Here is a 7,695-nt window from a genome sequence, read left to right on the forward strand (position 1 = left end):
ACCGAGTGCTAGAACGAGCAGTTCGCGCCCTGAAGCACTACGCGTCCAAACTGCGCATTGTCGTCCAGCGGCGTCACGGCCAGCAGCTGATCCAGACGGATTTCCTGTGGGCCGCTAGCCGTTTCAACGCAGAGAAACTCTTCTTTGTCGCTGGACGTTCGTGTCGTCAGCGCTTTGGCCGTCAGGCTTGCGCCATCCATCAACTCGATATGCAGTCGATAACCGCGCAGGCAGGCAATCTCGAGATAGTCGTGCAGATCGCAATCCAAAGGCTGATACGTGTTCATGGCATGACTCCTGGCAATCTTGCAGTTTGATGATGCAGGGTTGCCCTGCAACATAGAATCTCCCACCTGTTTTGTGCAAGCCCCGCAATCCCTGTGGGAGCGAGACCGGCTTGCCGGCGATGAGGCCCTTACAAACGCAAACAATCGCGCTCCGTGCTCAGCTGTCGCGTGACTAGACTAACCAGGGTTATCGAACGGCAGGGGCGACAATCGTGGCGCTACTCTTATGGACTCATTGATCACAGCCGCAGCGCGGGCGCTTGCGGCGGGTGATCCGCTTGGCGCGCTGGACCGGGTGGCGTTGCGTGACGATGCGCCCGCGCTCGCGTTGCGCGGCATCGCCATGGCGCAGCTCGGCGATCTGGTTCGGGCGAAAGCGCTGGTGAAAAGCGCCGCGCGCGCATTCGGGCCGAAAGAGCCGTTGGCACGGGCGCGCTGCGTGGTGGCCGAGGCCGAAATTGCGCTGGCTTCGCGTGACCTGGGCTGGCCAGTGAAGGCGCTCGAAACGGCACGCCTGACGCTTGAGGCCCACGGGGATCGAGTGAACGCCGCTCACGCGCGGTACCTGCAGATTCGGCGATGGGTGCTGATCGGTCGGCTCGACGAGGCGGACGTTCTGTTGGCCGCACTGGATCCCGTACCGTTGCCGCCGGTGCTGCGCGCCGCCCATGAATTGGTGGTGGCGGGGATTGCCATCCGCCGCCTGCAATCGCAAACAGCCCGGCTTGCCCTGGCGAGGGCCGAACATGTCGCACGCGAGGCGGGTGTCCCGGCGCTTATCGGCGAAGTCGAAAACGCCGTTAACGTCCTGAATTCCCCGGCAGCGCGCCTGATCGCCCATGGCGAAGAGCGGCCGTTGTGGCTGGATGAAGTTGAAGCCGTGCTCGGGTCGACCGCGTTGGTGGTGGACGCCTGCCGTTATGCCGTGCGCGGCGTTGGCATGTCGGTTTCCCTCGCCAGGCGCCCGGTGTTGTTCACCCTCGCTCGTGCGTTGGCCGAAGCGTGGCCGGCGGACGTATCGAGGGAAACCCTGATCCGCCGGGCGTTCCGCCTGAAGCTGTCGGACGAGTCCCATCGAGCGCGCTTGCGTGTCGAAGTCGGGCGCTTGCGTTTGGCGCTGAAACCCTTGGCGGGCGTCATCGCCACTCAACGCGGGTTTGCACTGGTGGCGCTGGTTTCATCTGACGTAGTGGTGTTGGCGCAACCGGTCGAAGAACGACACGCGGCGCTGTTTGCCTTGCTCGCCGACGGTGAATCCTGGTCGAGTTCGGCGCTGGCGTTGGCGCTCGACACCAGCCAGCGCACGGTGCAACGCACACTCGACGCGCTGGCGGCGGCCGGCAAAGTGCAGCCATTCGGACGTGGCCGGGCGCGACGCTGGATGACCCCGCCGGTACCGGGTTTCGCGACGACCTTGTTACTCCCGGCGCCACTGCCGAGTGACTAGGATGAACGCCACGAACCCCTGAAGAGGTAACCGAGATGAAACACTCAACCGCAGAAATCCTCCGCGAATATGGCCCGTTCGCCGGTGTCGACAGCGTGCATGGCGTGACCTGGGACGGTGAGCGCGTCTGGTTTGCCAGTGGCGAAAAACTCATCGCCCTCGACCCGGCCAGCGGCAAGACCCTGCGTTCAATCGACGTCAACGCCGATGCAGGTACGGCCTTCGACGGCCAGCACCTGTTCCAGATCGCCGCCGACCGCATCCAGAAAATCGACCCGCAGACCGGCAAAGTGCTCAACACCATCCCGGCACCGGGTGGCGGCAATGATTCCGGGCTGACCTGGGCTGAGGGTACGTTGTGGGTCGGCCGCTATCGCGATCGGAAAATTCACCAGATCGACCCCGAGACCGGCGCGATTCTGCGCACGATCGAGTCCAACCGCTTCGTTACCGGCGTGACCTGGGTTGACGGGCAGCTGTGGCACGGAACGTGGGAAGGGGATGAAAGCGAGCTGCGCCGCGTGGATGCCAAAACCGGGGAAGTGCTGCACAGCGTCAAGATGCCGACCGGAGTCGGCGTGTCGGGACTTGAGTCCGATGGCGGCGATCAGTTCTTCTGCGGCGGTGGTGGCAGCGGGAAGGTGAGGGCGGTGCGGCGGCCAGCGTGACACATCACGCTGGCCATGGTGTGACCGGCCTCAAGGCGCTCCAAACAACATCGTCCAGTAAACCCCTTGGTCACTGCGCGCGTCCGTCGCGTAGGCGGCTCCCACTTGGGTGAACAGGGGGCTCATCAGGTTGGCGCAATGTCCGGGGCTGGCGAGCCAGCCTGCCATTGCCTTGCTTGGTGAGCCTTGGCCTGCGGCGATGTTTTCGCCGATCTGGCGGCCACGGAATCCGGCAGCCCGCGCTCGGTCGGCAGGCATATCGCCGTCGGGATCGCGGTGTGCGAAGTAGTTTCCGTAGGCCATTGCCTTGCTGTGGCCCTGCGCCGCTGCCCCGAGGCTGGCATTCCAGGCCAGTGGCCGGGCGGCGGCAAAGCGCTGGCGTCCGCAGAGACGCGGTTTTGCCCGCGCGGCGTTGACCTGGGCGAGCAACGCCTTGCTGACGGCTCGCGCGTCGTTCATTTGACTGTCCAGCACCGGCCGCGCCAGTACCACTTGCCATTCGCTGCGGCTGCGGCTGACGCCGATATCGGCGTATTGGCTATCCAGCAATGCCGAGCAGTAATCGCTCTGCAGCAGGTCGAAGGCCTCTTCGGCATCTTGCGCGCCGACCACGCGCAGGCTACGCACGGTCACTGCCTGATAACCGGAGGCTTTCAACCGGTCCCGCAAGCCGCCGCCGTAGCCGACCGGCAAGGCCAGATTCGATTTCAGCGCCAGCGGTGCCAAGCGTTGGGCGGGACGCCGCTCGCAGCGCTGCGGGTGGGCGCGGTAATCGTTGATGGCTTCCACCAGTTGCCGTTCCGCGCCGGCGTGGGCGGGGAGGGTGGTAATGGAAAGCAAGGTAAACAGGCACAGCGAAGTCAAGCGCAAGGCGTGGGCGGTTTGGCGCATGGGGGACAGCTCTGAAGAGTTGGCGGCGGTTAGGGGAGGAATTGGCGCCGCTGTAAGACTGGGGAGTTGAAACAAGGTTCACGGGGCAGGAGCGCATATTTACCGCCGACTTCGTGTGTCCGACGGACGTACCTTCACCGCTACATCTTCAGATGCAAGGATTGCCGGCGATGGCGATTTTACGGACGCCTTCGCGGGCAAGCCTTGCTCCTACAGGGTTGGTGTCGTTCACAAAATTGTGTTTCAACTCAAACCCGTAGGAGCGAGGCTTGCCCGCGAAGACGGCAGCACAAACACCGACGAAATCAGCTCAGCCCTCACAACCCCCAGCCTTCACGAACAGCCGTGCGAATCCCCTCCAGCAACATCGCAAACGCCGGGTTGTCATTGTTCTCGCGCCAGATCAGATGCAACTCGCTCTGCACGCCTTCCCCCAAGTCGATATCGCGAAACACCACGTTCTTGAACACCACGCTGCTGGCACACCGTGGCACCAGCGCCAGGCCCATGCCGGCGTTGACCAGCGCCAGAATGGTCAGCGACGAACCCAGCCACTGCACGTATTCCGGGGCGACGCGGGCCGAGCGCAGCATGCCGGTCAGCAGTTCGTTGAACGGTGGGTAGGCGGCGTGGGAGTACATTAGAAACGGTTGTGCATCGAGGTCTTTGACCGACACGGTTTCGGCGCTGGCCAATCGATGATGGCTGGGCACGGCCAGGACAAACGGCTCGCGCACCAGGCACTCGGTGGCATACCCCGGTTCCAGCAACGGCGCGCGGACGATCCCCAGGTCGATGCGGCGGGCGCGCAGGGCTTCGTGCTGCTGGTAGGTATTCATCTCCGACAGGTCGATTTTCACGTGCGGTTGCTTGAGGCGGGCTTCGGCAATGACCTTGGGCAGGAATTCATACACCGCGCTGCCGACAAAACTGATGTTGACCGTGCCGATATCGCCCTCGGCAAAACGCCGGGCGGTCGCGGCGGCTTGCTGGGCGCGTTCGAGCAGGTTCTGCGCTTCGATGAAAAAGGCGCGGCCGGCGGCGGTCAGGGCGACGCTGCGGGTGGTGCGGGTGAACAGTTCGACGCCCAGGTGATGTTCCAGCAGCTGAATCTGTCGGCTGAGCGGCGGCTGGGTCATGTTCAACCGTTCGGCGGCGCGCCGGAAGTTCAGTTCGGTGGCCACCGTGGTGAAGCAGCGCAGTTGGGTCAGTTCGAACATTGATCTAATCCAGGTATCAATCGAATGCCAAGTTAGATTAGACGGGATCAATGTCGGCGTCCATGATCGGCGCGTCCCTAAAAAAACAATGAACGGGAGTCGCCCCCTTGAATACCCTCCAGAGTCCGCCCGATCCAACTGTGCTCGCCCGCGCAGCGGCCAAGGTGAAGCGCCATGTGCTGCCGCTGTTCGTGGTGATGTTCATCGTCAATTACATCGACCGGGTCAACATTGGCTTCGTGCGCAGTCACATGGAAACCGACCTCGGCATTGGTGCCGCAGCCTATGGCCTCGGTGCCGGGCTGTTCTTCATCGGTTACGCAATCTTCGAAGTCCCCTCCAACCTGCTGCTGCAACGCTACGGCGCCCGCGCCTGGCTGACGCGCATCATGTTCACCTGGGGCGCAGCGGCCATGGCCATGGCGTTCGTGCGCGGCGAAACCAGTTTCTATGTGCTGCGCTTCATCCTCGGTGCGGCCGAAGCAGGGTTCTTCCCCGGCATCATTTATTACTTCACCCAATGGTTGCCGTCGACCGAACGCGGCAAGGCCATGGCGATCTTCCTCAGCGGCTCGGCCATTGCCTCGGTGATTTCCGGGCCGGTGTCCGGTGCGCTGTTGCACGTCAGCGGTTTCAGCCTGCACGGCTGGCAGTGGATGTTCCTGATCGAAGGCTTCGCCTCGATCGTGCTCTGCGGGTTTGTCTGGTTCTGGTTGCAGTCCCATCCGCGCCAGGCGAATTGGCTGAGCGAGGAAGAAAAGGACGCACTGGTGGGCGCCATCGCCCTCGAACAGCAGGCCCGCGAAGCCACGCAGACGGTCAAGCCGTCGATGTTCAAATTGCTCGCCGACAAGCAGATCGCACTGTTCTGTTTCATCTACTTTTCCATTGCCCTGACCATCTACGGCGCGACGTTCTGGCTGCCGAGCATGATCAAGAAAATGGGCAACCTCGGCGACTTCCAGGTCGGCCTGTTCAACTCGATTCCGTGGATCATTTCCATCGTCGCGATGTATGGCTTCGCCGCCATGGCCAGCAAATGGAAATACCAGCAGGCATGGGTCGCCTTGACCCTGGTGATCGCCGCATTCGGCATGTTCATGTCCACCACTGGCGGGCCGGTCTTTGCCTTCGTCGCCATCTGTTTTGCCGCGATTGGTTTCAAGGCCGCCTCGGCACTGTTCTGGCCTATTCCACAGGGCTATCTGGATGCGCGCATCGCCGCGGCGGTGATCGCGTTGATCAACTCCATCGGCAACCTCGGCGGCTTCGTCGCCCCGACAGCGTTCGGTTTTCTCGAACAAAAAACCGGCTCCATCGAGGGCGGTCTCTACGGGCTGGCGGCCACCTCGCTGGTGGCGGCGGTGGTGATCTTCTTTGCCCGCACCGCCCCGCGTGGTGATCCCGTTCGCGTGTTGAGCGGCCAACCTGCCGACATCGCAATGCCAGTAAAATCAGTCAGTCATCAAGCCTTGAGCTCAGGTCCAAAGGGAGCAGCCTCTTGAAAATCAAACGAGTCACCGTCACCCCCATCGCTTTCCGTGATCCGCCGCTGCTCAACGCCAGCGGGATTCACGAGCCGTTCGCGCTGCGTTCGATCATCGAGATCGAGAGCGACAATGGCTACATCGGTCTCGGTGAAAGTTACGGCGATGCGCCGGCGCTGTTGATCCAGCAGCAACTGCAATCGCAATTGATCGGTCTCGATCCGTTCGACCTCAATCAACTGCGACGCATCGTCCAGGCCACCGTGGCGGCGCACAAACCGGCGAGCATTGCCGGCGCGGAACTGGCACCGGGCTCCCATGCCAGCAAAGCAGTGAGCAATGCGTATTCGGCGTTCGAAGTGGCGTTCCTGGATTTGCAGGCGCATTCGTTGAACGTGCCGTTGGTGGACTTGCTGGGCGGGGCGATTCGCGACGAGATTCCGTTCAGCGCCTACCTGTTTTTCAAGTACGCGCAGCATGTCGATTCGCCGTACAAACCGGACAATTGGGGCGAGGCGCTGAACGAAGAGCAGATCGTTGCCCAGGCACGGCGGATGATCGAGGCCTACGGTTTCAAGAGCATCAAACTCAAGGCCGGCACGCTGCCGCCGGAGCACGAAGTGTCGTGCATCAAGGCGCTGAAAAAGGCCTTCCCCGGTTACCCGTTGCGCATTGACCCGAATGGCAACTGGTCATTGGAAACGTCGATTCGCATGGCTGAATTGCTGGGCGATGACCTGCAATATTACGAAGACCCGACGCCGGGCCTCGACGGCATGGCCGAGCTGCACAAGCGTACCGGGCTGCCGCTGGCGACCAACATGGTGGTCACCGATTTCGACGAGTTCCGGCGTAGCGTGGCGTTGAACAGCGTGCAGATTGTCCTCGCCGATCACCATTACTGGGGCGGGCTGCGCGACACGCAGGCGCTGGCGAAAATGTGCGACACCTTTGGTCTTGGCGTGTCGATGCACTCCAACTCGCACCTGGGCATCAGCCTGATGGCGATGGCGCATGTTGCGGCCGCAGTACCCAATCTGGATTACGCCTGCGACACGCATTACCCGTGGCAGGAGCCGGATGAAGAAGTGATCAAGGGCGGCAAGCTGCCGATCGTCGATGGCTGCGTGAAAATCACGCGCGCGCCGGGGTTGGGTCTGGAACTGGATCACGATCAACTGGGCAAGCTGCATGATCAATACCTGACCTGTGGCATCCGCCAGCGCGATGACGTGAAACAGATGCAGCGTTACAAGCCGGACTGGAAGGCGGTCAAACCGCGTTTTTGAACTCGGTCAGCAGGCGTTCAATCTGTGCCAGTTCCCAGGTGCTGAGCAGACTGACCGGGTCGGTGCCGTAACGTTGCCAATTGTCGAACAGGCCCTCGCGGCCGTCCGGACTCTGGCAGCGTTGGCAGCGGCGCAAGTGGTTGTCGTCGACGTCGAGGGTCAGCTGCCAACCCTCGATGTCGACCTGCACCAGGCCGGATGCGGAAGGTTCGCCTATCAGCCGCAGGGGACGAACCTCCAGGGCGGCGTCGCGCAATAGCTGGTAAATCTCACGGGTGGTCAACGGTGGCACGGGTGTCTCCGGTGGCTCAGATAAAAAATCGGCAACGCCCCCCCCTGTAGGAGCCAGCTTGCTGGCGATGGCGATCTTGAGGACGCCATCGCCGGCAAGCCGGCTCCTACAGGG

General features: G+C 62.5%; 8 protein-coding genes. 4 read left to right on the plus strand and 4 right to left on the minus strand.

The genetic code is table 11. The features are described from left to right. Nucleotides 1–8 precede the first annotated feature (8 nt). Nucleotides 9–287: a Rho-binding antiterminator gene (locus PMI32_RS04045; RefSeq protein WP_008033847.1), complete on the minus strand. Its 279-nt coding sequence runs from the start codon at nucleotides 285–287 to the stop codon at nucleotides 9–11. A 226-nt stretch (nucleotides 288–513) separates the two neighbouring features. Here PMI32_RS04045 and PMI32_RS04040 point away from each other — a divergent pair, with 226 nt between their 5' ends. Further along, nucleotides 514–1,734: a hypothetical protein gene (locus tag PMI32_RS04040; RefSeq protein ID WP_008033851.1), complete on the plus strand. Its 1,221-nt coding sequence runs from the start codon at nucleotides 514–516 to the stop codon at nucleotides 1,732–1,734. Nucleotides 1,735–1,769: 35 nt separating this feature from the next. Further along, nucleotides 1,770–2,402, plus strand: a complete 633-nt coding sequence (locus PMI32_RS04035; RefSeq protein WP_008033852.1) for a Vgb family protein — start codon at nucleotides 1,770–1,772, stop codon at nucleotides 2,400–2,402. 30 nt (nucleotides 2,403–2,432) lie between these two features. Here the strand turns inward: PMI32_RS04035 and PMI32_RS04030 are convergent, their stop codons facing one another. Together PMI32_RS04030 and PMI32_RS04025 are read right to left on the minus strand one after the other, a co-directional pair. Further along, nucleotides 2,433–3,293, minus strand: coding sequence for a CAP domain-containing protein (locus tag PMI32_RS04030; RefSeq protein ID WP_008033859.1), 861 nt, complete (start codon nucleotides 3,291–3,293; stop codon nucleotides 2,433–2,435). A gap of 317 nt (nucleotides 3,294–3,610) precedes the next feature. Next, entirely contained in the window at nucleotides 3,611–4,513 is a 903-nt protein-coding gene (locus tag PMI32_RS04025) for a LysR family transcriptional regulator (protein ID WP_008033861.1), read from the minus strand. 107 nt (nucleotides 4,514–4,620) lie between these two features. Here PMI32_RS04025 and PMI32_RS04020 point away from each other — a divergent pair, with 107 nt between their 5' ends. Together PMI32_RS04020 and PMI32_RS04015 are read left to right on the plus strand one after the other, a co-directional pair. Next, a complete protein-coding gene (locus PMI32_RS04020) occupies nucleotides 4,621–6,018 on the plus strand; it encodes an MFS transporter (protein ID WP_008033862.1) in 1,398 nt (465 codons plus the stop codon). Then, entirely contained in the window at nucleotides 6,015–7,289 is a 1,275-nt protein-coding gene (locus PMI32_RS04015) for a glucarate dehydratase family protein (protein WP_008033863.1), read from the plus strand. Before PMI32_RS04020 ends, PMI32_RS04015 begins: the two co-directional genes overlap by 4 nt. On the opposite strand, the gene PMI32_RS0129200 is transcribed toward PMI32_RS04015, so the two are convergent. Next, nucleotides 7,273–7,581: a DUF7693 family protein gene (locus PMI32_RS0129200; protein ID WP_032829115.1), complete on the minus strand. Its 309-nt coding sequence runs from the start codon at nucleotides 7,579–7,581 to the stop codon at nucleotides 7,273–7,275. The two genes, PMI32_RS04015 and PMI32_RS0129200, sit on opposite strands and share 17 nt — an antisense overlap. Nucleotides 7,582–7,695 lie beyond the last annotated feature (114 nt).

This window comes from Pseudomonas sp. GM60 (genome assembly GCF_000282415.1).
Taxonomy (GTDB): domain Bacteria; phylum Pseudomonadota; class Gammaproteobacteria; order Pseudomonadales; family Pseudomonadaceae; genus Aquipseudomonas; species Aquipseudomonas migulae.

What these genes read in the sequence shown, in the direction of transcription:
- PMI32_RS04045 (WP_008033847.1), bottom strand. Translation starts at nt 287, where the DNA reads ATGAACACGTATCAGCCTTTGGATTGCGATCTGCACGACTATCTCGAG.
- PMI32_RS04040 (WP_008033851.1), top strand. Translation starts at nt 514, where the DNA reads ATGGACTCATTGATCACAGCCGCAGCGCGGGCGCTTGCGGCGGGTGAT.
- PMI32_RS04035 (WP_008033852.1), top strand. Translation starts at nt 1,770, where the DNA reads ATGAAACACTCAACCGCAGAAATCCTCCGCGAATATGGCCCGTTCGCC.
- PMI32_RS04030 (WP_008033859.1), bottom strand. Translation starts at nt 3,293, where the DNA reads ATGCGCCAAACCGCCCACGCCTTGCGCTTGACTTCGCTGTGCCTGTTT.
- PMI32_RS04025 (WP_008033861.1), bottom strand. Translation starts at nt 4,513, where the DNA reads ATGTTCGAACTGACCCAACTGCGCTGCTTCACCACGGTGGCCACCGAA.